Below are 25614 nucleotides of genomic sequence, written 5' to 3'. Positions count from 1 at the left end.
ACGCTGGTGGAAACAGCATCAGCTCGTGCAGACGAGACTAGGCAGAATATGTCTCACGGGAATTAGTAGTGATTCAGACGCGTTCGCCCGCTAAGGCGCGGGGGCGAGGTCAGTCGAACGGCGGTTCGTAGTAGGAATTGTCGCCCTTCTCGACGAAAGTCGGCTCAAACGGCTCAACGTCGTAAAGGGGTGCTTGCTCTGCGGGTTCGGGTGCCTGTTCCGGCAGGGCAAGTGCAGTGTCGTCACGGCCGGGCTGCTCGGGAGTCTGCATCTCTGCATTATAGGTCGCCACAGCGATGCCGAGGAACAGAACGCTGGAAAGGAAGAAGCCCACCATTCGCGATGACCACCTCCTGACGCGGCGGACCCTGCCCTCGTTGGCTCGGAACTCTCTGAGATGGGAAATGACCAGCGCATACTGGAACTTCTCGAGTTCCCATCCCTCGTCCAGCGGGCGCGCCAACAGATTCTGGATTTTCGGACCAGATTGCCACTTTTGGGTCTCCATCACCTTGAGGGTCGCGATCACCCCAAGAACGAACGACACCGCCGCCGCCCCTGTCCAGTAGGGGTTGAATTCACCCTCAAGCCGCAGCATCCAAAACGTGGCCAGACCCGCGCCGGGCAGGAACACGCTGAAGAACAGCCAGGCAACCCGCCTTTGGTATTCAAGCCGTTCGTCTTGGTCTTTTCTCTGGCGGAGCATCTCTTCGAGGATCACCGGCAAAATCTCGGCACGATTCTCCGCCAGAACCTCCGGGACAGGTTTGGGCGGCTGTGGGTTGCTCACTCCTTGGAGTATCGCACGCGAATGGACGATCATCTCCAGCCATCCTTCGTCCGCTTCCAGGCCGTGGTTGGCCGTGGGAGCAGGGGTGAGCCCTTTGAGACAACCCTCGACCCGCCCCCTGCCGACCCATCGCTGCGCCACGATCTCAGCATTCGCCCCGACTGGGCCGAACTTTATTTCCCGACAGATCACTGAGGGGGTTGTGCAGATGTTGTCCAGAGGTGGCCTATCTGACCGGACCCCGTTTTTTGGTCCATCTGTTATGAGAGTTTGTTTGGGTTGTTTTTCGCCCATTGGTCTGCGTATTCGGCTGGTGTGAGCATGCCGAGCGCGGAGTGGGGGCGGTAGTAGTTGTAGTCGTCTCTCCAGTCGGCGACAAGTACTTGGGCCTCCAGGAGGCTGTCGAATTGCTCGATGGCCAGCAGCTCGTCGCGCATTCGGCTGCCGTAGGACTCGACCCACGGGTTCTGCCAGGGCGACCCGGGCTCGATGTAGCTGGTCTTTGTGCTGGTGAACCGGCACCAGTCCCGCAGCGCGTTCGCGGTGAGCTCGGGCCCGTTGTCGCACCGGAGGAACTCCGGGCCCCGGCCCCTGGCGGAGGTGGCCTTGTCCAAGCAGGCCACCGTGGCGTCGGCGTCGATGCTGTGGTCGACGACGTCGGCGAGCGACTCGCGGGTGAACTCGTCTAGGACGTGCAGGATCTTGATCTTGCGGCCTGCGGCGGTGACGTCGAACTGGTAGTCCAGCGCCCACACGTGGTCGGGGCGCTCGGCTTTGAGCAGGCCGGCTTCGGCGTCGGAGTCGCCCGTGCGCTGGCGCTTGCGCTTTTTGGGCGGGACCCGCAGGCCCTCCTCGCGCCAGATGCGCTGGATTTTCTTGCGGTTCACCGCCCACCCCCGCCGCTGCAAGACTGCGTGCGCCCGCCGGTATCCCCATCGGGAGTGGTTCTTCGCGAACTCGCGCAGCTCGGCCCGCAGAGCCCGGTCCGGGTCCGCCGCAGCCGGCTCGTAGCGCTGCGTGGAGCGGTGCTGTCCGACGATCTGACAAGCCCGCCGCTGCGACACCCCGAGCCGCTCCTGGAGCAGCTCGACGGCTCTGCGCCGCTGCGGCGGGCCTACCATTTTGCCCGGCTGATCTCCCGCAAAGCGTCGATCTCCAGCTCCTTGTCGGCCACGATCCGCTTCAGCCGCGCGTTCTCGGCCTCCAGCGACTTGAGCCGCTTCACGTCGTCGGCCTTCAAACCGCCGTACTGGTTGCGCCACCGGTGAAACGTGGCCTCCGACACCTCCAGGTGCCGGGCCACATCCGCGATCGATGCGCCCTCGGCCAACAGCCGGTCAGCCTCCCGGAGCTTGCGGACAATCTGCTCGGGCGTGTGCCTCCGCCTAGCCATACTCGTGATCCTCCTCCATCCAGCAATACTGGACAACGGACTCTCACAACAGGTGGACCAATCTCAGGGGGTCACGCCATATCCATAAACGATGCGATTGTGGCATCGAGAGGCAAATGTCAAGAGACTGCACGGATTTGTGGGGTGGGGGGTGGTGGCAGTGCTTTCGCCCTACGTAATCGTCCCTCGTCCAGCACCTAGTCGATCTCGGTGCGGGTCAGGCGCCACGAGGTGTAGATCAGCCCGGCCGTACCCACAGCCAGCGGCACTACATAGGACGCCAGCGTGGATCGGTCGGCTTGCGGCAGTTCCACCCCGGTAGCGTCGGACAAGATGCTCATCGGATAGCTGCGCACCGACAGCCGGGCGAACCAGTCGCCCAACCTTGATATCAACAGCTCCCAGATGGCGATGTAGCCCAGGCCGATCAACAGGGATCGCTTGAACCGCAGCCCCAGAGCCAGGAAAATGCCCGAGTAGGCGAACACCGCAAGAGCTGTGGCCACGGCAGTGGCCACTAGCAGGTCGTCAACTCCGGTTATCGCCGCGGCCACGGTCATCACCGCCACCACTATGGGGCCCGCCATGCTGATGACCGCGGCGAACGCTGCGGTGGCCAATGCGGGGCGGGGAACAGGCCGGAGCCACAGGTACACCAGGGTGCGGTCTTCCACCAGATTGCCCAACGCGGCCGTACCCAGGGCCAAGGCGATGAACGGAGCGAAGACATTGGTCCCAAAGTGGCCAACGCTCTCGGTGGCGTACGACACTCGATCCCAGGGGTCGTCGTATGTCCGGGCCACGAAAGCCAGGAGGATGGCGATCCCGCTCAAGCCGGCTAGGGCCAGCAATCGACCCGGGCTGACTTGGCCGCGGACCACGACCCGATAGATGTGGGGGTTCACTGTGTCTCCAGTTGAGTAGTCACTGGCCCACCAGGTATCGGAAGACGCTCTCCAGATCGTCGTCGAGTGGGCGCAGCTCCAATAGCGAGGCATCCCGGTCGCGGGCTGCCGGGGCCACCGTCCGGCGAAATGCCATTGGATCCGAGGTGTCCACAACCACCGAATCGTCCGCTTCCAGGCGACATCCGGAGATCACGCCGCGGTCCAACAGCGCAATGGCCAGGGCCCGAGGCTGGTCGGTGCGGATGCTGATGCGCAGCGGCCGATCATCCATCAGATTGCGGATCTCCCGGAAGTCGCCTTCAGCAGCCAGCCGTCCTTGGGCGATCACCAGCACCCGGGAGCCGAACCGCTCCACCTCGTCGAGCACATGGCTGGACACGATCACGCACTTGCCCTCTGATCCCAGGCGGTGGAAGAGGTCGATCATCTCCCGCCGCTGTCGGGGATCGAGCCCGGTGAGGGGCTCGTCCAGAGCAATGACCAGGGGATCATGGACGATGGCCTGGGCCAGCTTGATGCGCTGGCGCATGCCCTTGGAGTAAGTGGACAGCTTTCGGGTGTCGTCGGGATCGAGTTCCACTGTTTGAATGGCCCGGCGGGCGGCCTCAACGGGTTCGCCGACCTGGTGCAGTTGGGCGGCCAACTCCACAAACTCCCGGCCGCTCAGGTAATCGAGCAGTGACTCCTGCTGAGGGGCCATGCCGATGCGGCCCAGCACGGCCACATCGGCGCGGGGATCCTTGCCCAGCACGGTCACCGATCCGTTGGAGGGCTTGGCCAAGCCGCACATCATCCGCAGCACGGTGGATTTCCCCGCGCCGTTGGGCCCCAGCAAGGCAGTTACCCCGGCCCCGACGCTGAAGCTCACATCGGACACCGCCACCAGGTCGCCGAACCACTTGGACACTCCGGCGGCCTGCACCATGGGCGGAGGGCTGGCTTGGCTCATCCGGCGACTTCGATTCGCTGGTATCGCCAGCGGGCGAATGCTCCAAAGGCGGCGATGAGTCCAATGAGCGTCGCGAATATCGGCCACGTATCTACTTCACCTAGGGGCGCTCCTTCAGGGTCGCCCTCTCCGAAGATGCGGAAGACAGCCTCGAAGGGCAGGCCGACCAAGTTGAACAGGGCAAACGAGTCGTGAAGGTCAGCGCCTTGGGTAAGGCCGTCTCCTACCGCCGAGCTGGCCAACAAGCCGACGAAAATGCCCACACTGGCCAGGGAGCGGCGGCTGGTGAGGCTGGACAGCGCCAGCGACAGCGCCGTCCAGAAAATAGCCAGAGCAGCTCCCGACGCCAAAATACGCCCCAACTCGGCCAGCCAGCCGATCACTCCGTCGGGTCCGGCGTCGGCCAGCGTGTAGGCGATGAGCATCAATAGAGGTGGCCCCAAGGTCATGGTGCCCAGCACGGCGGCGACGGCCGCGGCCTTGGCCACCAGATAAGTGTCTCGGCTAAGCGGCGATGCCAGGTACAACCCCAGCATCCCGCTCCGACGATCGGTGCACACCGCCTCGGGGGCTACGAACGCCGCGAACAGGAAGAGGGCACCTGTGATGAACCCGTAATAGTTGGCGGTGGAATCCAGCCCCAGTTCCTCCCCCCGGGGCAAGAAGGCGGCAATGCCGATGAACACGATGGCGGGAATGAAGGCGATCAAAAGGGTGAGTGCGGGGAGAACCTTCTGCCAATTGGACCGCTTCAGGCCCAGCACCCGCTGCACGGTGTGGTAGCTCAGGTTCATCATGGCGCGCCGGGTGCCATGGCGAGGCCCGTCATAGCCCAGATAGCCCCGGTCGTGGATGCGGGCCTCGGTCATTGGGAGGCCTCGATGAACACGTCTTCCAAAGTGGTGCGGCGGGGCTCCAGCCGACGCAGCCCCAGCCCTAGATCAGCCACCAAGTCTCTGATCAGGTCGGATGCCGAATCGACGCCGGACACGATGAGGGAGTGGCCGTCGATGACTGCCTCCGCGCCCCGAGCGACCAGCGCAGCCGCTAGCGGTTCGGGGTCGGAGTCCAGTTCCACTTTGAGACCTGATGCCGCTAAGCCCAGATCATGCAGAGGGCCGCTGTGGCCCACCGTTCCGTTGGCCAGGATCACCACCGAGTCGCACACCCGCTCCACTTCCTCCAGCAAGTGCGACGACAACAAGATGTCGATGCCGAACTCGCTGCCCACCCGCCGGATGAGGGCCAGCATGTCGTCGCGTTGCACCGGATCGAGGCCGTCGGTGGGCTCGTCCAGTAGCAGCAGGTCGGGGTCGTGGGCCAGGGCTTGGGCCATCTTCACCCGCTGGCGCTGGCCGGTGGACATGGTGCCGATGGGGCGGAACCGCTCTTCGCCCAAGCCCACCTGCCACAAGGCGTCGCTAGACCGTTCGGTGGCGGCCCGCCGGGGCAGGCCGTGGAGTTGGGCAATTTGGCGCACCAGATCGGCGGCCTGCACATCGCCGGGCAAGTCGTGGTGCTCGGGGGCGTAGCCCAGCCGGGCTCTCAACTCAGGCCCGCTCTGGTCGGGATCCACCCCCAACACGTTGAGTGTGCCCCCTTGGCGGGGGCGCAGTCCCAACACCAGCCCAATGAAGGTGCTCTTGCCCGCGCCGTTGGGTCCCAAGAGCCCGGTGATGCCCCGCCCCACATTGCAATCGAGCCCCCGGAGTACATGGTTTGAGCCGTAACTCTTCTGCACTCCCTGAGCGGAGATGACGGCATCAGACACTGGACTGAACCCTATCCCTGCTCGGGCCCCATTAGGTCGTCGGGTGTGGGGAAGTGGCAGGCAACCGGGTGTCCGATCCCCAGGTCGAGCAACTCCGGGTCGTATTCGGCGCAGATGGACTGCGCCTTCCAGCATCGGGTACGGAAGCGGCAGCCCGAAGGGGGCGAGGCCGGGTTTGGCTCGTCCCCTTCGAGTACGATGCGGCGTCGCCTCCTCTCGAGCTTGGGATCGGGGATCGGAATGGCCGACAGCAAAGCCTGGGTGTAGGGATGGGCCGGGGTTTCGTACACCTCCGGTCCGGTACCCGTCTCCACGATCCGCCCTAGATACATCACCGCCACCCGGTCGGAGATGTGGCGGACCACCGACAGGTCGTGGGCCACGAACAGGTAGGTGAGCCCCAGTTGGCGCTGGAGGTCTTCCAGCAGGTTGAGCACCCCGGCCTGGATGCTCACGTCGAGGGCTGACACCGGCTCATCCAGGATTATCAGTTCAGGTTCGAGGGCCAGGGCTCGGGCGATGCCGATGCGCTGGCGCTGGCCCCCGGAGAACTCGTGCGGATAGCGGTTGCCGTGCTCGGGGTTCAGGCCGACCAACTCCAACAGGTCGCCCACCCGGGTCTTGATGTCTTTGATGTTGCGGTGGATGCGCAGGGGTTCGGCGATGATCGACGACACCGTCATGCGGGGGTCGAGCGAGGCCATCGGGTCTTGGAACACGATCTGCATGTTTCGCCGCATGGCCTGGAGCCGGCGGCGGCTCAGCCCGGCCAGCTCTTGGCCCTTGAATCGAACTGACCCCGAGGTGGGCACGATGAGGCGGAGGATGCAGCGGGCAATGGTGGACTTGCCCGACCCCGACTCACCCACCAGGCCCAAGGTCTCGCCCCGATTGATGTGCAGCGACGCGCCGTTTACTGCCTGGACCATTCCCACCGTCCGGCGCACGACGCCTTTGGAGCGGATCGGGAAGTCCTTGACCAGGTCGGTGACTTCCAGCAGAGGGGTTGCTTCAACCGGCCGGCCGGCGGGGCTAGACATCTTCGGCCTCGTTGAACTGGTCTTCGGCGTGGTGGCAGGCGGACTGCTGGTTGCCTATGGGGCGCAGCTCAGGGATTTCTTGGGAACAGAGCGGGGTGACTCGGGGGCAGCGGGTGGCGAAGGCACATCCGGGAGGCGGGGCCAGCATCGACGGCGGGGCCCCGTCGATGGGCATCAGCCGGGTTCCCTTGGGGGCATCGAGGCGGGGGATCGACCCGAGCAGCCCGGCGGTGTAGGGGTGGCTGGGTCGTTCAAACACGCCGTCGGCCATCCCGGTCTCGGCCGCTCGACCGGCATACATGACCAAGATCCGATGGGCGATGCGGGCCACTACGCCGAGGTCGTGGGTGATGATGACCAGTGCCGAGCCGGTGGCCTCCCGGGCTCGCTCAAGCACGTCTATCACCTGGGCCTGAATGGTGACGTCGAGGGCGGCGGTGGGCTCATCGGCGATGAGCAGGTCGGGATCGTTGGCAATGGCCATGGCGATCATGGCCCGCTGGCGCATCCCGCCCGACAGCTCGTGGGGGTAGGAATCCACCCGCTGGCCGGCGTTGGGAATGCCGACCAAATCGAGCAGCTCGACTGCGGTAGACCGGGCCGTGCGGGAATTGACCCGCTGGTGGATGCGGACTCCCTCGGCGATCTGGGCCCCGACGGCCATCACCGGGTTCAGCGAGGTCATCGGGTCTTGGAACACCATCGAGATGGACGATCCCCGCAGCCGTTCGAGGTCTTTGTCGGACATGGCCAGCACATCGCGGCCCCGGTAGGAAATCGACCCGCTGACTTGGGCGGTAGCCGGCAACAAGCCCATGGCGGCCATGACGCTGACCGATTTTCCCGAGCCCGACTCCCCGGCGATGGCTAGCACCTCGCCTTCGTACACGTCCCAGCCCACACCCCGCACCGCCTGGACGTCGCCGTCGGGGGTGGGGAAGGCAACCTCTAGGTCGCGCACCGACAGCACCGGGATCTCAGCTCGGGAACTGGCTTGGCCGGTCATCGACGGCGCTCCCGGCGGGGATCGAGGGCATCTCGCAACCCGTCGCCCACGAAGTTCACACACAGCACCAGCACCACCAGCACCGCTCCCGGCAGATAGAACAGCCACCACCGGGTGCGGGCTGCGTCGCGCCCCTCATCGACCAGCGATCCCAGCGAAACCTCGGGGGGCTGGATGCCGAAGCCCAAGAATGCCAGCGCGGTCTCCAGCAGGATGGCGGTGGCCACCGTGAGGGTGGCGTACACGATGATCGAGCTCATGGCATTGGGGATTAGGTGGCGGAAGATGATGCGGGTGTTGGATGCCCCCAGGGCCTCCGCTGCCTCGATGTACTCCTTCTCCCGGATGGAGAACACCTCGCCCCGCACCACTCGGGCCAACGGCGCCCACAGGAAAAGGCCGATGATCACCGCCACGAACATGAGGGAACTGCCCCCGCTGGCCCGAGTGCGGGTGCCCAGCACCATCAGCACCGGCAGTAGCGGAAGGATCAGCAGGAAGTCCACCAACAGCCCCAGGGCCCCGTCCACCCGGCCCCGGAACCATCCCTGAACCGCGCCCAGCACCGAGCCCAATACGGTGGCGATGCCGGCCACCACCACGCTCACATGGACCGATACCCGCAGCCCCCGCATGGACTGGGCGAACATGTCATGGCCGATGGTGTCGGTGCCGAACCAGTGGTCGCCCGACGGTCCCTGCGACAGATCAGGGGACAGATCCTTGTAGCCCCAGCCGGTGAGCGGTTCGGCCAGATAGCTGAAGAGGTAGGCAGCCACCAGCACGACGCCCGCAGCCACCGCCAGCCGGTGGGCGAGGAACCGCCGGAGCACCAGCCGCCACTGGGAGCGGGCCTCGGTCTCTGAGGGGGTGCCGGCGAGGATGCCGACCGGTACATCAGCCATCTCGCACCCTCGGATCCAAAAAGCCGTAGGTCAGATCGGTAAGCAGGTTGACGATGATCACCGAGATGCCCACCGCCAGCAGCCATCCTTGGGTCACGGTCACATCCCCGTTGAGCAGGGACTCCAGGAACAGGCGGCCCATGCCCTTCCAGTTGAACACCACCTCGGTAACCACCGTGCCCCCGATGAGGGTGCCGAAGGTCAGCCCGGTGTAGCTCACCACCGGGAGCAGGGCGTTGCGGAGGGCGTGGTGGGTGATGATCCGCCGTCGCGGAACCCCTTTGGCCCGAGCGGTTCGGATGTAGTCGCTCTCCAGCACGTCGAGCATGGCCGACCGCTGGAACCGGCTGGTGGCCGCCAGTTGGATCAAGACCAAGGTGAGCGCGGGGAGGATGATGTGCCCGGCCCGGTCGGCCCACGTGCCCCAGAAGTCGGCCTCGAGGCGGGGTGACTGCTCGCCGATGGTGAAGAAGATGCGCCGGCCCCACCAGTCGTTGAACCGGATGCCCAGGTCTTTGAGCACGGCCCCCAGCCAGAACACGGGCATGGCGAAGAACAGGAAGGTGAAGAAGGTGGAGATGTTGTCGAACGCCCCGTACTGGCGCACCGCGCTCACCACTCCCACGGCCACGCCGAGGATCACCGAGACCACGGTGGCCGCTATGACCAGGCGAAGGGTCACGGGGACGGCCTCGCCCAGCAGGGTGGTGACGTCCCGGCCGTTGTCGGTGGATACGCCCATGTTCCCGGCGAACAAGTCGCCCAGCCAGCCTCCGTAGCGCTCGAACAGGGGCTTGTCTAGGCCCAGGCTGGCCTCGAGGCGTTGCACTTGCTCAGCGCCGCCAGGTTGGGAGAGCAGGAACACCCGTTGCTCGGCAATGGGGTCGACGGTGGCCACCAGCAGGAAGGCCACCAAAGTGGCGAAAAACAAAACGATGATCGAGATCAGCAGCTTGCGGGTTGCGTATCCGAGCACTAATGGGAAAGCTAGTTAGCCAGCGCCCAATCTTCGAGGTTCCAGGTGAAGCTCTCGGCGGTGGGGTTGTCTTGGATGTTTTGGATTTTGTCGTTCCAGGCTAAGAAAAAGGGGAGTTGGTATACGGGCATGTTGGGCAGCGTCTCCCACATGAGGGCGTCGGCCTGGTTCAACAACTCGGCTTGGCGGTCGAGGTCGAGGGTGAACGTGGCCTCGGTGAGCAGGTCGTTGACCCGGTCGTCCACATAGGCGCCGGGGTTGCTGTCGCTGCCGGTGCCGAACACCTGAAGGGCCGCTGCGGCCGGAAGGGGTCCGCCCACCCAGGCGAATATCACCAAGTCGAAGTCTCCGGGGGGGCCGGGCGGGTCGTTGGTCGAGCCGAACACCGGTCCGAAGATCTCGCCTCCGGGCAGGTTGTCGATGGTTATCGCGATGCCGGCCTCGGCAAGCTGGTTCTGCACCAGTTCTTGGAATTGCTCCCGGCGGTTGTTGCCCCCGGTGGTGCGAATGCGCAGGCTCAGACGCCGCCCGTCTTTGGCGTATACATCGCCGTCCAGTTCCCAGCCGGCCTCTTCCAGCACGGCGCGGGCGGCGGCAGGGTCCCGTTGTTGGAACTCCGCTGGCGTGTGGTCCTCGTACTGGGATTGGCCGTTCACGAAGATCCGGTTGCCCAGTGTCTGGGCTGATTCGGAGAACGGCCGCATCAGTGCGGCCACGATCAACTCCCGGTCGAGGGCCAGAGCGACGGCCCTGCGGGCTTCCAGCGGCACCGCGGCGGTATTGAACGTGATGTGCTCCCAGGTGGGGCCGAAGGTGACGGAGGATTCCACCCCGCCAATGCGGTTGACCTGCTCCACCAGGTCCACTTGGGGCTGCGGGTAGATCACGTCGACTTCGCCGTTCTCCAGAGCCAGTGGCAGGTTGCCCACATCGCTGATGAACCGGAACGTGACCTCGTCGATGGCGGGCTCGCCGCCGAACCAGGTGGGGTTGGCCACCAGGGTCAGATCGCTGCCGGGGTTGTAGTCGTCCACCACGTAGGGGCCGGCGCCGACTCCGGGGTCGGCACGGAAGCCATCGCTCCAATCACGGCCCAGATGAGCGGGAGGGAACGGGCCGGAGAACAGTTGGATGTACTCAACATAGGGCTGGCCCTCTGGCCAGCTCAGCCGAACGGCCTTGTCGTCCAGAACCTCTAGCTCGGCGCTGTCGAAGCCCGCGGTGCTGCCGCAGTCGTCCCCGGCCTCGTTGCAGTTCTCGAAGAAGAACACCAGGTCGTCGGAGCTGACCGGAGTCCCGTCGCTCCAGGTGGCGTCTTCCCGCAGCCGGTACTCCACGACCAGCGGATCCTCGGTGATGACGGTGGGAAGCGACTCGCAGAAGTACGGCTCGAATGAGAAATCAGGGCGGACCCGAACGCAGGTGGGCCAGACGGCTCGCATGATCTGGCGACCGGCCAGGAGCTGGTCGGCGGCGGTCAGATTGTTGAAGTTGGTGATCTCCTGCTCCAGCCCGATGACCACCTCGGTATGGTCGTCTTCGAGTGCCGGGGCGGGGGCGGTTGCCTCTGGCGGCTCAGTTGACTGGTCGGGGGATGGAGCTGTTTGATTGTCACTGCTGCCGCAGGCGGCGGCCAATAGCGCGATGGCCAGCAGCACGGGCACCCATCGGCTCTTGCAGGCATTTCCCATCATTGCTTCCACGCCCGCAACGCTATAGGCCACGCTAGGGGGGCGACCCTGCTCGCGGACTGTCGCCACACTGCCGGGCTAATCGACACAGAGGGGATGGGGGCGACCCTGTTCGCTGACTGTCGCTGTTGCCGATAGCATTTGGCCGACGGGAACACATTCGGGTGCTCGGCGGTTGTAACCTCCTACCGCAAGCCAAGGAGAGAGACCAGTGACATTGGAAACCGTCCGCAGACCAGCGGCCCTGATCGAGATCACCGAGTTGGTGGATCGGCTGTTGGACGCCATCGACGGAGAGCTGACCAGCCGCTCCCGGGTGGTGGATGGACTGCTGGATCTGCGCCTGGCCGCCGGCGGTCTCCCCGAGGTGGTGGCCCAAGTTGACGACTGCCTGGCCACGCTCCCCGGCCACACCACCGTGACCAACCGGTGGTGGATGGAGACCCTGGCCGATCTCCGCGCCGCTGCCTCCAACTAGTGGTCCGTCTTCTTCCTCAGCCGCCGTTGACCGCCGACAGGGCAATGGCGGCGTTGACCAGCCCGAGGTGGGAGTAGGCCTGGGGGTGGTTGCCGAGCAATCGCTCGGTGGCGGGGTCATACTGCTCGGGGAGCAGGCCGGTGGGGCCGCAGAGGTCGAGGTAGCGGTCGAACAGGGCTCGGGCGTCGTCGAGTTGGCCGATGAGCACGTAGGCCTCGATTAGCCAGGATGTGCAGATCAAGAACCCGCCCTCGATGCCGGGCAGCCCGTCGTCGTGGCGGTAGCGGTACACGGTGTGGCCGTCTCGCAGATCGCTCTCCACCGCTTTGAGGGTGGACACGAACCTGGTGTCGGTGGCCGGCAACAGCCCGCTCAAGCCGATCCACAGCAGGCTGGCGTCGAGGTCGTCCGACCCGTAGGCGGTGGTGTAGGAGTGGCGCTGCTCGCTCCAGCCATTCTCCACCACATCGGCGGCGATCTGATGGCGCAGCGGCCGCCAGTACGAAGCCAGCTCCGGATCGAGGCGCTGGGCGATCTTGATGGCTCGGTCGACCGCCATCCAGCACATCACCTTGGAGTGGACGTGATGCCGCGGCGGGCGGCGCTCCTCCCAGATGCCGTGGTCGGGCTCGTGCCAGCGGGCGGCTACCGCGCCCACCACCGCCTTGACCACCTCCCAGTGCCGCTGGGTGAGGGTCACCTCGGCCTCGCACAGCCGCCAGGCCAGATCCACCACCGGGCCGAACACGTCGAGTTGCACCTGGTGCTCGGCCGCGTTGCCGATTCGCACCGGCCGGCTGCCGGCGTATCCGGCCAGTTCAGGCAGCACTGCCTCGGGCAGGGCCTCGTCGCCCACCAGGGGATATACGGGACGAAGCTGTTCGGGACTGGGCAGGTGTTCCACCCGGTCGAGGACCCAGTCGAGCAAGTCGCAGGCCTCTTGACAGCTCCCCAGCGCCACCAATGCTGCCGCGCTCAAGCTGGCGTCCCGGGGCCAGCAGTAGCGGTAGTCCCAGTTGCGAACCCCGCCCATCACCTCGGGCAGGCTGGTGGTGGCCGCGGCCATCATCGCCCCGGAGGGCTGGTGGCACAGCGCCTTGAGCACTAGAGCCGACCGCTCCACTTCCCCGCTCGCCACGGCCGGCAAGGCCAGCTCTTGGGCCCAGTCCTGCCAGTGGCGCTCGGTGACCTGGCGGCGGTCGGCCTCCGACAGATCGGATCGGTAAGGCCGCCCGTGTACCCCAAGGCGCAGCACCAGCTTCAGCGGTGTTCCGTCGAGTTGGATTTCGGCGACCGCCGTCTGGTGGGGACCGTCGCCCTGTATGTCCCAGGGCACTCCAGGGGCCAGCAAGATCATGGTCTCGGCTGCTCCCCACACTTCAAGGCCGTCGTCGGTCACGTGCAGCCCGGTGGGGGCCCGGCCGAAATCCAGCCGGGGGGCGAATTCGATGCGGATTCGCCCAGTGCCGTCGATGGCCCGGATGAGATTGGTGCGTCCTGCCGGCTCGGTTGGCCTCCCGTCGGAGCAGTCCAGGTAGTCGGTTACCGTCACGTCCGACCATCGGGTCTCGACGATCATGGTGCCTTCCAGATAGCGGTGGGAGATGGGCGGGCTGTCGTCATGGCGTCTGATGGAGAAGTGGCCGGCTCGTGCCCCCCCCAGCAGCCCGGCGAACACCGCCGGGGAGTCGGCGCGGGGATGGCACATCCAATTGACCGAGGCGTCGGTGGTGACCAGCGCCACCGTCCTCTGGTCGCTGAGCAGGCTGTGGCGCTCGATGGGCAGGGCGTGTTCGCCCATCAGCCACGCCCTCCGCCGCCGGGCCAAAAGGGCCAGCACTTGAGCCACTGCCTGGGGGTCGTCCAACCGGGCCCGGGCCAGGGTCGGACCGGACCCCACCTTGAGGCCCAGGTCGGGTCCGGCCAGCCGAGTGAAGGCATCCTCATCGGTGGCGTCGTCGCCGGCGAAGACGACCGCCTCTGCTGACACGTCGGCTCGCAGCCGGTCCAACGCCTCGCCTTTGTTGAGATCGAGCACCGACAGCTCCACCACCATCTTTCCGGTCTTGATGTGGACACCGTCCCACTTGCCGGGACCGCGCAGCACCTCCTCCACCGCTTGGCCGGCGATCTCGGGATCGGCCTTGCGGTAGTGGAAGGCGACGCCCGCCGGCTTGGGCTCGATGATGAACCCATGGTCGCGGCGGGCGATGTCGTTCAGTACCTCCAGGACCCGGCGGCGGCGCCCCCGCTGCTCGAGAGAGAGGTCGTCGGCGAAGCCCACGTCGAACTCGGTGCCGTGGCTGCCCACCAGATGGATCTCCTCGGGCAGGCGGCTGAGCGCGGCCAAGTCCCGCAGCGCTCGCCCGGAGATCACCGCCACATGGGTGTCGGGCATGGCGGCAAGCTGCCTCAATGCGGCCACCGACTCCCGGGTGGGCCGTGCCTCGTCGGGGTTGTCGATAATGGGCGCCAGCGTGCCGTCGTAGTCGCAGGCCACCAGAAGCACCGGAACCCGAGCCAGCTCCCGGAGCCTGGCATCCACTTCTGTTTCCGTCATGATCGGACCCCGTGCGGTGGGGCCGGCCAGCCTGGCCCCGGTCATGGGCAGGCCTCCAGACGGGCCAGGAAGCGCTCAGCCCAACGCTGGGCGGTATTGGTGCTCACCACCCGTTTCATGGCCCGCATGGCCGGCTCGGCGTCGGCGGCAGAGCGGTGGGCGGCGGCCTCCATGGCCGACTTCAGCCCCTCGATGTCGTGGGGGTTGATCAGCTCGGCGGTCCGCAGCTCCTGGGCGGCGCCGGTGAACTCCGACAGCACCAGCACCCCGGTGTTATCCCGGCGGCTGGCCACGTACTCCTTGGCCACCAGGTTCATGCCGTCTCGAAGCGGGGTCACCAGCATCACGTCGGCGATCAGATACATGGCCACCAGCTCTTCGATGGGGTGGCTCTGGTGCAAGTAGTGGACCACCGGTCGGCCCATCACCCCGAAGTTCCCGTTCACGTCGCCCACCATCTGCTCAACAGTCTGTCGGACTTCGGCGTAGCCGGTGACCTGCGACCGGCTGGGCTCGGCGATCTGCACCAGCACACAGTGGTCCAGCGACAGCCGTCGCTCAGCCAACAGCTCCCGGAAGGCCCGCAACCTGACTTCGATGCCCTTGGTGTAGTCGAGGCGGTCTACCCCCAGCAGCACGGTGGCCGGAGAGCCGAGGGTGCGGCGGATCTCTGACGCTCGGGCCTGCACCGCGAGGTCGGAGGTCAGCCCTCTGATCCGCTCAGCGTCGATGCCGATGGGGAAGGCACCCACCTGGGTGGCTCTCCCATCGTGCTGGATGGTCTTGCCGGTGGTCTTGGCGCCGGTAATCCGGTTGACTGCCCGACAGAAGTTGTCGGCGCCCAATGGGGTTTGCAGGCCGATCAGATCGGCGCCCAGCAGCCCATCGATGATCTCGGCCCGCCACGGCAGCCGGATGTACAGCTCGCGGGCCGGGAAGGGGATGTGGAGGAAGAATCCGATCCGCAGATCGGGCCGGGCTTTTCGCAAGAAAGCGGGCACCAGCAGCAGGTGGTAATCGTGGATCCACACGGTGGCGCCGGGGGCGGCCAAGTGCGCCACAGCGGCGGCGTAGCGCTGGTTGACGGTTCGGTAGGCATCCCACCAGGTGCGGTGGTATTCGGGCGGCACCAGGGCATCGTGGAACAGCGGCCACAGGGTGGCGTTGGAAAACCCCTCATAGAAAAGCTGGAGCTCCCCCTGGCTGACGCCCACTGGGTGGCACTGGAAGCCGTCCGTCTCGAACGGCTCGGTGCCTGGGCCGGGGACTCCCGTCCACCCCACCCAAGCCGCGTCGGGATCGCCCGACATGACCGGTCGCAGAGCCGACACCAGCCCGCCGGGACTGGGAACCCACTTGGCTGTGTCACCCTCCCACACCCGCCTCACCGGGAGGCGATTGGCTGCGACCACGAAACTCCATTTCTGATCGCTGGCAGCCACCTGGCCAAAATATCGCGCTGCCAACCGGGAACACGGGTTGTTAGGCTGTTTGGCGAGGTGGCCCCGCCCCGGGTGGCCGAGTCCGTTTGTTGCCGATTCGGGGCGGAGCCACTCGTCACGTTATCGGGGAATTGTGGCGTTTCATATAAATGACTGAAAATGGATGCAGTCAGTCAATAATTAGGAGCTGACCGGGTAGTTCTCGGTCGTCAGCGACATCAATCACCACCTGGCTAAGGGTGCCAGTGAACGGGAATTGGCCGCTGTAGCGGGGGCTAGGGGATGGGGCCTTGGTGAAGCCCACGCTGATGCCCACCGCGTGGATATGGGTGTTGTGGGTTTGGGGCATGGCTACTGATCCGACCTCGACGCCGTTTACCAGCAGTCGGCCGCTGCCGGCGTAGCTGCCGGTGCGCTCGAAGGCCGCGGCCACGGTGAGCTGTCCGGCGGGCAGCGCCTCGGCCGACACAGCCACGTAGTGCTCCCAGGCCATGTTGTAGTCCCACACCAGATGGCCGTCCTGCACGAACAGTGCGAACCCCGACGCCACGTCGCCGCAGGCCATCAGGGTGCCGTCGTCGCCGTCGGCTCGCTCAAGTTCGACGGCTATCTCATAGGACACGTTCTTGAGATCGGGGCAGCCGTCGCTGGGGATGTAGGCCCCCGGGTAGTACACGAACCGCGACCGGCTGGTGATGGGCCGGGGCTTGGGCACATGGAACCGCTCCAGGATGCGGTCGTCTAGGGGCAGCACCTGATAGTCGCGGGCCGCTCCCCACCAGCGGTCGATGAGGGCGGCTAGCCGCTCGGGCTCGGCGTCGGCCAAGTCTCGAGCCTCGGAGAAGTCTCGATCCAGGTGGTACAGCTCCCAGCGGTCGTCGTCGAAGCTCTCTCCCTGGATGTGCCGGGTCACCGCCTTCCAGCCATCGACCCACATGGCCCGGTGGCCCAGCATCTCGTAGTACTGGTCGGCCTTGGCGGTAGGGGCTTCAGCGTTGGAAAAGGAGTAGACCATGCTGGTGCCCTCCATCGGCATCTGGGCCACCCCGGCCATCTCTGCGGGTGGCTCGAGGCCGATGGCCTCCAACAGAGTGGGGGCGATGTCGCTCACATGGTGGTATTGGGTGCGCACCGCCCCTGTGTCGGAGATCCCGGCGGGCCAGGAGATGATAAGCGGATCCCGCACCCCGCCGGCGTGGGTGTTCTGCTTGTACCACTTGAGCGGGGTGTTGCCGGCCATGGCCCAGCCCATGGGGTAGGCCATCCACGAGTTAGGTCCGCCGATCTCGTCGATGTCGGCCAACTGCTGGTCGATGGAACGGGGTTCGAGGCCGTTGATGAAGCGCATGGCGTTCTCATGGCCCGAAGGGCCGCCCTCCTGGGTGGCCCCGTTGTCGGACAACAGCACGAACACGGTGTTGTCGGCCTGGCCGATCTCCTGGAGCGTGGCCATGAGCCGGCCCAGGTGCTCATCGGTGTGGGTGAGCATCCCGGCGTAGGCCTGCTGCATCCGGGTGGCCAACCGCTGCTCGTCGGCGCTCAGCTCCTCCCATTGGGGCACGCCGGGGTTGAACGGGGGCAGCTCGGTGTCTTCGGGGATGATGCCTAGTTCCTTTTGGCGGGCGAAGCGTTCCTCGCGGATGGCGCCCCAGCCGGTGTTGTAGCGCCCGTTGTAGCGGTCGATGTAGGGATTGGGGGCGTGGATCGGATAGTGGCCGGTGCCGAAGCACAGGTACAGGAAGAACGGGCGTTCGGGCCATGCCGAGGTCTGGGCGGTGACCATGCCGATGGCCTGGTCAACCAGATCTTCGGTGACGTGGTAGCCGGGCTTGTCGGGGGGGTCGATGTGGTGGTTGTCGGCCACGAGGTCGGGATCCCATTGGTTGGTGGCGCCGTCCAAGAACCCGTAGTACCGGTCGAACCCCCGCTGGAGCGGCCACTGGTCGAAGGGACCGGCCGGTGTGGTGTCCTCGATGGGCGCCAGATGCCATTTGCCCACCGCGAACGTGGAGTAGCCCGCGGGGCGGAGCATCTCGGCCAGCGTGGCCGCCCGGTTGCTGATGCGACCGGTGCAGCCGGGAAAGCCGGTGTCCCAGTTGCTGACCACCGCCATGCCCACCGAATGGTGGTTGCGCCCGGTGAGCAGGCAGGCCCGGGTGGGGGAGCAGATGGCGGTGGTGTGGAAGTTGTTGTAGCGCAGCCCGTTGGCGGCCAGGGCGTCCATGACGGGGGTGTCGATCTCGGCGCCGAAGCAGCCCAGGTCGGCGAAGCCGACGTCGTCGAGCACCACCATGACCACGTTGGGGCTGCCGGGGGGCGGGGTGACGGGATCGGGCCACCAGGGGGTGGAGTCGGCGACGGTGTTGCCGATAGTGCCGCCGTAGGGTTGGTTGTTGAAGGTCATGAGTGGTTGCTAGCACATCTGGCATATCGGGCACAGAAGCAAACCTGGTGGCCGTTAGGCTTCTGCCGTGCCTGAGCGGTTGTTGAATGAGCGGTTGGCGGAGTTCGGGACCACGATTTTTGCGGAGATGTCGGCGTTGGCCCTATCCACGGGGGCCATCAATTTGGGGCAGGGGTTTCCTGATACCGATGGTCCTCAGGAGGTGGCCGACGCCGCGGTGGCAGCCATTCGGGCGGGGCACAACCAGTATCCGCCGGGGTTGGGGATTGCCGATCTGCGAATGGCGGTGGCCGAGCACCAGAAGCGGTTCTACGACTTGGACTTCGATCCCGAAACCGAGGTGCTAATCACCGCGGGGGCCACGGAGGCCATCGCTGCGGTCATGTTGTCGCTTTTGGCGCCGGGCGACGAGGTGGTGCTGTTCGAGCCCTATTACGACTCCCATATAGCCGGCATCGCCATGGCCGGGGCTCAGCGGCGGCTGGTGACGCTGCGGCCTCCCGACTACCGGTTCGACCCCGACGAGCTGGCCGCGGCCATCGGCCCCCACACCAGGATGATCGTGGTGAACTCGCCCCACAACCCCACCGGCAAGGTGTTCGACCGGGGTGAGCTCGAACTGATCGCCGAGCTATGCCGCCGACATGACCTGCTGGCGGTGACCGACGAGGTGTACGAGCACTTGGCCTACGACGGCGAGCACATCCCGATGGCCACGATGCCGGGAATGCGGGAGCGCACCATCTCGGTGTCTTCGGGGGGGAAGACCTTCTCGTTCACCGGATGGAAGATCGGCTGGGTTTGCGCCGTTCCGGAGCTGCGCGACGCGGTAACCACCGCCAAGCAGTTCTTGACCTTCGTCAATGGGGCGCCGTTCCAACACGCCATCGCAGTGGGTCTGAGGCTGGGCGACGACTACTTCGACGGACTGCGGTCCGCCATGATGGCCCGGCGCGACCAGCTTTCCGACGGGCTGGCCGCCGCTGGATTCGAGGTCTACCGGCCGGCAGGCACCTATTTTGTGACCGCTGATGCGCGCCCGTTGGGCTTCGACGACGGCATGGCGCTGTGCCGCAAGCTGCCTGCGTGGTGCGGGTTGGTGGCCGTGCCCAACGTGGTGTTCTACGACAATGAAGACGAGGGACGTCACCTGGTGCGGTTCGCCTTCTGCAAGCGTCCCGAGGTGCTCGATGAGGCGGTGGAGCGCTTGGCCAAACTGGGGGCGCAACCATGAGGGTCGCCGCCGTTCAGCACGACATCGCCTGGGAGGATCCGAAGGCCAACTTCGAGCAGCTCGGCCCCATGGTGGCCCAGGCCGCGGCCGACGGTGCCCGGCTGGTGGTGCTGGCCGAGATGTTCTCCACCGGGTTCTCCATGGAGACCGACCGGGTGTCTGAGCCACCCGACGGGCCCAGCACGGGCTTCTTGGTCGATCAGGCTTCGACCCATGGAGTGTGGGTGTGCGGTTCGATTCCGGTGCAGGATCCCGTTGGGCCTGCGCTGCCCTACAACCGGTTCGTGCTGGCCGGCCCCGACGGGACGGTTGCCTCCTACGACAAGATCCACCCGTTTACCTACGGCGGCGAGCACAACCATTACGCCGCGGGCCGCGCTCGGCTGACCGTTACCGTCGAAGGGGTGAGGGTAACCCCGTTCGTGTGCTACGACCTGCGGTTTTCCGACGAGTTCTGGACGCGGGCCCATGACACCGACTGCTACGTGGTGGTGGCCAACTGGCCGGCGGCCCGCCGGGCCCATTGGTCGGCGCTGCTGGTGGCCCGGGCCATCGAGAACCAGGCCTATGTGGTGGGAGTGAACCGGGTGGGCTCAGGGGGAGGACTGGACTACGCCGGCGATTCGGTGGTCATCGACCCGTTCGGGGTCGAGGTGGCCCGCGGGCCAAAGGGACAAGAAGCCGTGCTGGCCGCCGACATCGACCTCTCGGCGGTGGAGAGAATCCGGTCCCGCTTTCCGTTCCTCCAAGACCGGCGATAAACCGCCGGTGTTGGCCCAACCGCTGATCGTCGTCTAGATGGTGTCCGGCGAGCCTCAGCCGTTGATCACGGCCAAATTCGTGGTGCTGTGCCTGTGCGGCATCTTCTATTTCATGTCGCTGGGACTGGTTTACCCGGTGCTGCCCGGCTTCGTGGAGAACGACCTGGGCGGAGGACCGGTGGCAGTCGGGCTGGCCGTCGGCGGGTTCGGCCTGTCGGCTGCGGTGGCCCGCCCGCTCGTCGGCCCGCTGGGCGACTCCCGGGGTCGTCGCTTCGTAGTGGTGTGGGGCTGCGCGCTGGCCGGTTTCGGCATCCTCGGCAATCTGTGGGCGGTGAACGTGGCAGTGGCGGTGCTGTTCCGACTGCTCACCGGCCTGGGCGAGGCCGCTTTCTTCGTGGGCATCGCGGCCGCCGCCCAGGACATGGCCCCCGAAGACCGCCGGGGCGAGGCCACCTCGTACTTCTCGGTCACCGTGTACACCGGGCTCGCGGTGGGCCCCATCATCGGCGAAGCCCTGAACGAGGCGTTCAGCGCCGACGCGGTGTGGATCATGGGCGGGGCGCTGTGCGCAACCGGCACCGTATTGGGGGCGATGTCCATTTCCGGTCGTCCCGAGAACGCGCCGGTGGGATGGCCGACCTCATTCATCCACTGGCCCGCCACCCGGCCGGCCCTGCTGCTGGGCCTGGGGCTCATGGGGTACTCCGGGTTCTTGGCGTTCATCGCACTGCACGTCGAACACATCGGGTTCGCCCACACCGGAGCGGTGTTCACCACTTTCGCGGTGATGGTGATCAGCCTGCGCATCGTGCTGGCCCGCCTGCCCGACCAATTGGGTCCCCAGCGCACCAGCACCATGTCGTATCTGTTCTCGGCATCTGGGATGTGGACCATCGCCCTGTGGCAGCACATCGTCGGGGTCTTCTTGGGCACCGCCCTGTTGGCGGTGGGCCAGACGTTTTTGTTTCCCGCCCTGTTTGTCATGGCCGTGGAGTCGGCGCCGGCCAATCGGCGCAGCCAGGCCATCGGCACCTTCAGCATTGCCTTCGACTTGGCCGTGGGGCTGGGCGGTCTGATCCTGGGGGCGGTGGTGGCGCTGTCGTCTCGCCCGGTGGCCTTCTTCGTGGGCGGGTCGCTCTCTGTGGTGGCCCTGGTGGTGAGCCGAACGGTGGCGCGTCCGCAGACGAAATATATCTATTGACATTGAAAGTGGTGTAAGGCAGAGTTAGAGCCTTCCCTCTGAACTTCCCCCTTGTCGCGCTGAGTGCGCTCCCAATGACCCGAAAGGAAGTTCAATGCGAAGATCCACCTTGCTGGCCTCTGCCCTGGCCTTGTTCGCCATTGCCGTTTCTCCCGAGGCGGCCGTCGCCGAGCACCCACTAGATGAAGGCGCCTTTGCCGAGGCCGAAGGCGGGGAGGTGGAACACGGAGACTGGATCGAGGTGCTTGTGCCCGGTCTTGAGCCGTCTGATGCCGCCCCTGGCAATCCGACGCCATCCTGCTACCGGAGACAGGGCAGCTTCGCTGAGTTGAACGCCTGGTTGGAGAACGACTATTTCGTCGCCCCCGACCCCGGCGGCGGAAACATCCTCAAGCTCTGCCCGATCGGCGGGGCGATCCGGCTCGCCGCCTTCTGGGCTCGTCAGCCTGTCCTGCCGCTAAATCCCCGTTCGCCCACCGCAGTGGAGACGGCCCGGCTGGGCAACGAGGCCTGGGGCAGGCTGGCCATCCCCGAACCGGCCACGCAAATGGCGCCGGGCATCGTCACCCTCGTCCAGATCCCCACCTATGTGTGGGTGCCGGCCGCCGACCGAACTCCGGTGTCGGAGACGGCCACCGCCACGCTCAACGGGCAAGAGCTGAGCGTCATCGCCACCGCCTACCCCCGCCGCCTGGGCTTTCTGCGGGTCGACATGGGCGACGGCAGCACGATTTGGTGCGACGCCGACGAGGTGGCGGCCTTCGACCTCGCCCGCGACCCGCTCGATCAGCCGTCCAGCTGCTTCCACCATTACCGTCGTTCATCGGTGAGCGCCCCCGACCTCCGCTATCGGGTGGTGGTGACCGCCTACTGGGATGTCGTGGTGGAGTGCATCTTCAACGGCGCCCCCTGCACCAACCCGCCTCCCGCCGTTCCCACCCAGGCAATAACCGCCCCGCCCCATCGCATCGCCGTCGCCGAGATCCAAGCCCCCGGCCGCGCCGGCTAGGCGGCCCTACCCAATCGCCTATCCCCCCTGGCGACCCGCCGGGCTGTCACCGCGCCACACTCCACCAGAAAACCAGGTGACAGCCCGGCGGGAGGGGGCTTCAGTGAAACGAGAGACCAGCGTGAGCCAACGGGATGCAATTGATTTCAATCCTCAGCAATTATTGATAGATCAGTACCACACTGAGATATTGTAAATGACTGAGGTATTAGCCATGGAGCGAACCCAAGTGTCGCCCAGAAATACTGGGTCTCGGGCCATAGAAGCATTTCTCAACGTCTTGCCCCGCGCCGCACAAGAAGAGGTCGAAGTGGGCAACCGTCCTGTGAACCTGATCCTCGGAGGGCAAGAACTGGAAGTCAGGTGGGTCGGCGAAGGGAACCTAGGAGACGTAAACGACTTGCTCGCCCGTCATGAAAACAAGCCTGACATCGCTGTGGCGCGCCGTTTCTAACCTGGAGCAAAAGCAAGGATGTCCGAGGAGGGCATCGGATGGATCGACGAGACGGGAGCGGCGGAAGTTGCTATTGCGTCGGTCATCGATTCCCGCTCTGGGCAACCGCCGGTGCCCGTCGAGCCGCCCTTGCGCTGGACACCAGCGGTGCTTGCCGTTGCGGAAGCAATTCTGTGCGGCATCAAACCGACGGTTTCTGAGGTCCGCTCGGCTACCGGCCTATCGACTGGAAGCTGTGTGAACGCCCTCCGAGTCTTGACTGGTCTCGGGTTGCTTGAGGCTGATGCGATGCGGGGTCGAGAGTCTGGTCGCCGAATTAGCGACCAGGAGCAATTTCTCAATGCCTATGCGTCGGCAGCGGCACCGATATCTAGTACGCCATCGTTGACGGTTGGCGCAGTGGGGCAAGACCCCATTGCCAGCCTTGTCGAAGTAGGGCGCCTGTGGGGTCAATCGGGAGTCCTCTGGGCATCAACCGGAGCGGCAGCCGCATCGGTCATTGCCCCATATATGGCAACCGTCTCAACAGCCGAGGTCTATGTCGACGCTCATTCAGTTGTCGGTCTTGAATCCGCAGCCCGCGGCGCCGGACTACGGCCGATCGCCGGCGGGCAGCTCACCCTGAGACCCTTCCCAACGGCTGTCACCCGCCGTCTCGCCACCGAGGTTGACGGACTCTGGGTCGCACCATGGCCTCGGGTGTATGTCGATCTGCGCAAGTCGGGAGTTCGAGGCGAAGAAGCTGCCGAGCATCTTCGCGAGGTGATGCATGGAAGCCCGACCTGAGCGCAGCCGGGTTGCAAGACGACTCGCAGAGGCAGCACTTGTGCGCATCGTCCATCACTACGGGACACGCCCCGAGTTCGTTGTTTTGGGTTGATCTGTCCCCCTTTTTCGGTCTTGGTATGTGAGAGTGGTGGTGTTGCGGCGGTTCAATAGCTGAGGGTGAGGGTTCCCTTGATGAGGCTGGCGTGGACGTGGGCGAGTACGTCCATTCCCACGATCGCGTGGTATCCGGATTGTGCGCGGGCTAGGCCGATTGCGTTGACGGGGACCCAGAGGAACTCGGCCGCGTCGGGGTCCGGTGCGGCGATCCCGATGACCGCTCGGAACAGGTGGGCTGGCTCGGCCACGCCCGAAGCGGTTCTCATCGTGGTGGTGAGATACGGGTCGGCCCCGAACTGCTCGACCACGCTTGGCCCTATGGCGCTGACTTGTGCGCCAGTGTCGACCAGGGCCCGGAACGGTTCTGGGTCTTGACGGTCGGAGCGGGGCATGAAGACCGCGACGTCAATCAGGATCTTGCCGTCCCGCGCTGGGACACTGATTGTCGGCATCGGTCAGTCGAATGCGAACGCGAGGATGCCGAGGTCGATGGGCTCCGCCCCGACCTCTATCGCAGAGAAATTGCCGAGCCCGAATTTGTCGCATCCGATTTCATAGGCATCGCCGTCGTCGTTGTAGATGCCGACTATTTCTCCGTCGTGCATCAAAGCGATCTTCCCCCTGTGGTCTCGCTCCATGTCCGCTTGGTGCTTGGCGACATATGCCTCGTAATTGGCTTGTGCTTGACCGGGCATCCGAGACGCCTCCTGTGCTGTTGCCGGACTCAAGCGTATCGCCCGGCGGGGCGGGGCTCAACGAGCGGCTTTGTGGGGCAGGTGGCCGGGAGGGCGGAGGTGGTGTGGGAGCCGCTGGGAGTGGACGACAGTGAGATCCTTGCCAGCTCTGGCGAGGCTCGTGTACAACACGCCTTGCCGTCCGACGTTCTCTGGAAATTCCCCTGGCTCGACGACTACGGCAGCGTCGAACTCCAGTCCGCGTGCCTCGTCAGGGTGAAGAACGACGACGGTCGTTTCGTCCAATGTCCAGCTGTGTTGGGACGTGCCTCGGCTCCAGCCTCGTTTCCTGAACTCTGAAGCTCCGGGACCGTATCGCAGACCTAGTGAACACTGTGCGGCGGAGCGTTGCGGGACTATCCTTTGTGTGCTACCGTATGGAAGTCTCTGTATAGCGCACGAGCCACGGCGGCGAACTCATCCAGCCACTCCGGTGTAATCCACATCACCGTTGCCGGGCGATTCTTGGCCATTATGTAATGTCGAAAGAGCCGTTGAAGGGAACCTCCGTCCCGATTTTCGGTCGCCGGGTGTGAGTGAGCGAGATGATTGCGCTCCGTCACCAGCGCCTTGTACCGCTCTGCCAACGGCTCCAGCATGGGGTCGTCTTTCCAAGCTTCGGCCAGGTCCCTGCTGACCTCTCCCGGGGTCGCAGCCGACAACATGCTCATCGAACTTCCCCGGATTTCACGCAGCTTGTCCAATATTCGGTGAGGTCCAAGCGGATACCAAGATTTGTCGTTGGCGTCAGGCGAAGCGTGGACGTGTGACCTTTCGCTGAGCATCTTGTGCCATCGATCTTCTGCCAGACGAGGGAGGGGGAGTCCCCGCCACGTCAGACTTGCAAGGACGAACCAGATATGCGCCCCGAAGTCGCCCATCCTGCTCATGATCCGATGGCTGTTGTGGTCGACTGATTGCGCGAACATTCAGTGCCCGCCCAGCATGTTCAGCTCTCTGGCTAGGGTGTTCCTCTCGCGCAGTGTGTGGAGGCCATCAAAACAGTTGCGGTTCTGCCAAGCT

The 25614-nt window shown here is 65.4% G+C and carries 22 protein-coding genes; 6 read left to right on the top strand and 16 right to left on the bottom strand.

Annotation, left to right across the window (positions count from 1 at the left end; genetic code table 11):
- Window positions 1-109: 109 nt before the first annotated feature.
- From ACOGXA_RS12755 to ACOGXA_RS12705, 11 genes are all read right to left on the bottom strand, one after another.
- Window positions 110-931 (bottom strand): hypothetical protein, encoded by an 822-nt coding sequence (locus ACOGXA_RS12755; RefSeq protein ID WP_419924247.1) that lies wholly within the window; start codon window positions 929-931, stop codon window positions 110-112.
- A 119-nt stretch (window positions 932-1050) separates the two neighbouring features.
- Window positions 1051-2183, bottom strand: a protein-coding gene (locus tag ACOGXA_RS12750; protein WP_419924246.1) for an IS3 family transposase whose coding sequence is annotated in 2 segments (ribosomal slippage) — window positions 1051-1925 and window positions 1925-2183 — 1134 coding nt in all. Because the reading frame shifts where the segments join, the coding sequence is not laid out codon by codon here.
- A 197-nt stretch (window positions 2184-2380) separates the two neighbouring features.
- Window positions 2381-3088, bottom strand: a complete 708-nt coding sequence (locus ACOGXA_RS12745; protein ID WP_419924245.1) for a hypothetical protein — start codon at window positions 3086-3088, stop codon at window positions 2381-2383.
- A 19-nt stretch (window positions 3089-3107) separates the two neighbouring features.
- Window positions 3108-4040, bottom strand: coding sequence for an ABC transporter ATP-binding protein (locus ACOGXA_RS12740; RefSeq protein WP_419924244.1), 933 nt, complete (start codon window positions 4038-4040; stop codon window positions 3108-3110).
- Window positions 4037-4909, bottom strand: coding sequence for an ABC transporter permease subunit (locus tag ACOGXA_RS12735; RefSeq protein WP_419924243.1), 873 nt, complete (start codon window positions 4907-4909; stop codon window positions 4037-4039). The genes ACOGXA_RS12740 and ACOGXA_RS12735 overlap by 4 nt, the downstream gene beginning before the upstream one ends.
- Window positions 4906-5811 carry an ATP-binding cassette domain-containing protein gene (locus ACOGXA_RS12730; RefSeq protein WP_419924242.1) on the bottom strand — a complete coding sequence of 302 codons (906 nt, stop codon included), beginning with the start codon at window positions 5809-5811 and terminating at the stop codon, window positions 4906-4908. Before ACOGXA_RS12730 ends, ACOGXA_RS12735 begins: the two co-directional genes overlap by 4 nt.
- 11 nt (window positions 5812-5822) lie before the next feature.
- Window positions 5823-6851: an ABC transporter ATP-binding protein gene (locus ACOGXA_RS12725; RefSeq protein WP_419924241.1), complete on the bottom strand. Its 1029-nt coding sequence runs from the start codon at window positions 6849-6851 to the stop codon at window positions 5823-5825.
- Window positions 6844-7857: an ABC transporter ATP-binding protein gene (locus ACOGXA_RS12720; protein WP_419924240.1), complete on the bottom strand. Its 1014-nt coding sequence runs from the start codon at window positions 7855-7857 to the stop codon at window positions 6844-6846. Before ACOGXA_RS12720 ends, ACOGXA_RS12725 begins: the two co-directional genes overlap by 8 nt.
- The gene (locus ACOGXA_RS12715) at window positions 7854-8762 is read right to left on the bottom strand and encodes an ABC transporter permease (protein ID WP_419924239.1); all 909 of its coding nucleotides are present in this window, start codon (window positions 8760-8762) and stop codon (window positions 7854-7856) included. Before ACOGXA_RS12715 ends, ACOGXA_RS12720 begins: the two co-directional genes overlap by 4 nt.
- Window positions 8755-9738, bottom strand: a complete 984-nt coding sequence (locus ACOGXA_RS12710) for an ABC transporter permease (RefSeq protein WP_419924238.1) — start codon at window positions 9736-9738, stop codon at window positions 8755-8757. The genes ACOGXA_RS12715 and ACOGXA_RS12710 overlap by 8 nt, the downstream gene beginning before the upstream one ends.
- 11 nt (window positions 9739-9749) lie before the next feature.
- On the bottom strand, window positions 9750-11432 hold the full coding sequence (locus ACOGXA_RS12705; protein ID WP_419926982.1) for an ABC transporter family substrate-binding protein: 1683 nt from the start codon (window positions 11430-11432) through the stop codon (window positions 9750-9752).
- Between the two features lie 208 nt (window positions 11433-11640).
- Between ACOGXA_RS12705 and ACOGXA_RS12700 the strand changes: the two genes are divergently transcribed.
- A complete protein-coding gene (locus ACOGXA_RS12700) occupies window positions 11641-11907 on the top strand; it encodes a hypothetical protein (RefSeq protein ID WP_419924237.1) in 267 nt (88 codons plus the stop codon).
- Between the two features lie 16 nt (window positions 11908-11923).
- Here ACOGXA_RS12700 and otsB read toward each other — a convergent pair whose 3' ends face one another.
- The 3 genes from otsB to ACOGXA_RS12685 form a co-directional block, all read right to left on the bottom strand.
- Entirely contained in the window at window positions 11924-14467 is a 2544-nt protein-coding gene (gene otsB, locus ACOGXA_RS12695; protein WP_419924236.1) for a trehalose-phosphatase, read from the bottom strand.
- 41 nt (window positions 14468-14508) lie between these two features.
- Window positions 14509-15909: an alpha,alpha-trehalose-phosphate synthase (UDP-forming) gene (locus tag ACOGXA_RS12690; RefSeq protein WP_419924235.1), complete on the bottom strand. Its 1401-nt coding sequence runs from the start codon at window positions 15907-15909 to the stop codon at window positions 14509-14511.
- Between the two features lie 169 nt (window positions 15910-16078).
- Window positions 16079-18313, bottom strand: coding sequence for an arylsulfatase (locus tag ACOGXA_RS12685; RefSeq protein WP_419924234.1), 2235 nt, complete (start codon window positions 18311-18313; stop codon window positions 16079-16081).
- Window positions 18314-18380: 67 nt separating this feature from the next.
- Between ACOGXA_RS12685 and ACOGXA_RS12680 the strand changes: the two genes are divergently transcribed.
- From ACOGXA_RS12680 to ACOGXA_RS12660, 5 genes are all read left to right on the top strand, one after another.
- Window positions 18381-19547 (top strand): pyridoxal phosphate-dependent aminotransferase, encoded by a 1167-nt coding sequence (locus ACOGXA_RS12680; protein WP_419924233.1) that lies wholly within the window; start codon window positions 18381-18383, stop codon window positions 19545-19547.
- Window positions 19544-20308 (top strand): nitrilase-related carbon-nitrogen hydrolase, encoded by a 765-nt coding sequence (locus ACOGXA_RS12675; protein ID WP_419924232.1) that lies wholly within the window; start codon window positions 19544-19546, stop codon window positions 20306-20308. Before ACOGXA_RS12680 ends, ACOGXA_RS12675 begins: the two co-directional genes overlap by 4 nt.
- A gap of 61 nt (window positions 20309-20369) precedes the next feature.
- Entirely contained in the window at window positions 20370-21509 is a 1140-nt protein-coding gene (locus ACOGXA_RS12670) for an MFS transporter (protein ID WP_419924231.1), read from the top strand.
- 94 nt (window positions 21510-21603) lie between these two features.
- The gene (locus ACOGXA_RS12665; RefSeq protein WP_419924230.1) at window positions 21604-22518 is read left to right on the top strand and encodes a hypothetical protein; all 915 of its coding nucleotides are present in this window, start codon (window positions 21604-21606) and stop codon (window positions 22516-22518) included.
- A gap of 196 nt (window positions 22519-22714) precedes the next feature.
- Window positions 22715-22972 carry a hypothetical protein gene (locus ACOGXA_RS12660; RefSeq protein ID WP_419924229.1) on the top strand — a complete coding sequence of 86 codons (258 nt, stop codon included), beginning with the start codon at window positions 22715-22717 and terminating at the stop codon, window positions 22970-22972.
- A gap of 932 nt (window positions 22973-23904) precedes the next feature.
- Here ACOGXA_RS12660 and ACOGXA_RS12655 read toward each other — a convergent pair.
- Entirely contained in the window at window positions 23905-24309 is a 405-nt protein-coding gene (locus ACOGXA_RS12655; protein WP_419924228.1) for a retroviral-like aspartic protease family protein, read from the bottom strand.
- Window positions 24310-24312: 3 nt separating this feature from the next.
- Entirely contained in the window at window positions 24313-24552 is a 240-nt protein-coding gene (locus ACOGXA_RS12650) for a hypothetical protein (protein ID WP_419924227.1), read from the bottom strand.
- Between the last annotated feature and the right edge of the window lie 1062 nt (window positions 24553-25614).

Origin of the sequence: Candidatus Poriferisocius sp. (assembly GCF_965208475.1) — a bacterium.
In the GTDB taxonomy this organism is placed as follows: domain Bacteria; phylum Actinomycetota; class Acidimicrobiia; order Acidimicrobiales; family Bin134; genus Poriferisocius.
Note: the sequence above shows the minus strand (reverse complement) of the source record. Positions and strands in the feature narration are given on the sequence as shown.

Bases quoted from the DNA above. Each gene is read 5' to 3' on its own strand.
- ACOGXA_RS12740 (WP_419924244.1), bottom strand. From the start codon at position 4,040: ATGAGCCAAGCCAGCCCTCCGCCCATGGTGCAGGCCGCCGGAGTGTCC.
- ACOGXA_RS12735 (WP_419924243.1), bottom strand. From the start codon at position 4,909: ATGACCGAGGCCCGCATCCACGACCGGGGCTATCTGGGCTATGACGGG.
- ACOGXA_RS12725 (WP_419924241.1), bottom strand. From the start codon at position 6,851: ATGTCTAGCCCCGCCGGCCGGCCGGTTGAAGCAACCCCTCTGCTGGAA.
- ACOGXA_RS12720 (WP_419924240.1), bottom strand. From the start codon at position 7,857: ATGACCGGCCAAGCCAGTTCCCGAGCTGAGATCCCGGTGCTGTCGGTG.
- ACOGXA_RS12715 (WP_419924239.1), bottom strand. From the start codon at position 8,762: ATGGCTGATGTACCGGTCGGCATCCTCGCCGGCACCCCCTCAGAGACC.
- ACOGXA_RS12705 (WP_419926982.1), bottom strand. From the start codon at position 11,432: ATGATGGGAAATGCCTGCAAGAGCCGATGGGTGCCCGTGCTGCTGGCC.
- otsB (WP_419924236.1), bottom strand. From the start codon at position 14,467: ATGACGGAAACAGAAGTGGATGCCAGGCTCCGGGAGCTGGCTCGGGTT.
- ACOGXA_RS12685 (WP_419924234.1), bottom strand. From the start codon at position 18,313: ATGACCTTCAACAACCAACCCTACGGCGGCACTATCGGCAACACCGTC.
- ACOGXA_RS12675 (WP_419924232.1), top strand. From the start codon at position 19,544: ATGAGGGTCGCCGCCGTTCAGCACGACATCGCCTGGGAGGATCCGAAG.
- ACOGXA_RS12665 (WP_419924230.1), top strand. From the start codon at position 21,604: ATGCGAAGATCCACCTTGCTGGCCTCTGCCCTGGCCTTGTTCGCCATT.
- ACOGXA_RS12660 (WP_419924229.1), top strand. From the start codon at position 22,715: ATGACTGAGGTATTAGCCATGGAGCGAACCCAAGTGTCGCCCAGAAAT.
- ACOGXA_RS12655 (WP_419924228.1), bottom strand. From the start codon at position 24,309: ATGCCGACAATCAGTGTCCCAGCGCGGGACGGCAAGATCCTGATTGAC.
- ACOGXA_RS12650 (WP_419924227.1), bottom strand. From the start codon at position 24,552: ATGCCCGGTCAAGCACAAGCCAATTACGAGGCATATGTCGCCAAGCAC.